Source organism: Pseudomonas sp. SbOxS1, assembly GCF_013416725.1.
Classification (GTDB): Bacteria; Pseudomonadota; Gammaproteobacteria; order Pseudomonadales; family Pseudomonadaceae; genus Aquipseudomonas.
Genome location: NZ_JAAVXC010000097.1, coordinates 1 through 579, shown reverse-complemented (window position 1 = coordinate 579; position 579 = coordinate 1). Strand labels below are relative to the sequence as shown.

1 protein-coding gene is annotated in these 579 nt (G+C 69.6%); it reads right to left on the bottom strand.

The window, feature by feature from the left end; translation table 11 throughout:
• Positions 1-52: 52 nt before the first annotated feature.
• Positions 53-579, bottom strand: a 527-nt coding sequence (locus HFK74_RS32970; protein WP_180207234.1) for a LysR substrate-binding domain-containing protein, incomplete at its 5' end; no start/stop codon positions are given.

Below are 579 nucleotides of genomic sequence, written 5' to 3'. Positions count from 1 at the left end.
AGATAGCCCCCGGCACCCTCCGGTGACAAGAAGGCACCCCCTGGTAACCGGGTCACATTCCGGTAACCAAGGCCCGTCTTTCCGTGATCGTTGCGGCGAGCACCTCGCCCACGGTGCGGATCAACGGGTCGTTGCGCCGGCTCTCGTGCCAGCACAGCCAGAACGGGCTCGCAAAGTTGCCCAACGCCTCGCAGCGTATCAGCTGGCTCGAGCCGTGAACGGCAATCGCGGGCAGGGCAGCGAGGCCAAGTCCCGCTTCCGCGGCGGCAAGAAGTCCGGGCAGCGAATTCGAGCGCAGCGCGATCCGTGCCGGATCGGCGCGTTGCTCCAGCAGCGCCACGGGCCCGGCCGCCGCGATCGCGCCTTCGCCGGCGATGACTGGGAACCGGGCGATCGCCGCCTCGTCCTCCGGCAGTCCGGCGGTCTCGGCAAGCGACCTGGCGATGTAGATTGCCCACACCGAGCCCGGCAGGCGCCGGCGCACGATGTCGGGCTGCTCATTGGCGCCGCCGGCGCGCAGCGCGATGTCGGCCTCGCCCTTGCCGAGATCGAGCCTGTGGTCGGTGACGATGATTTCGG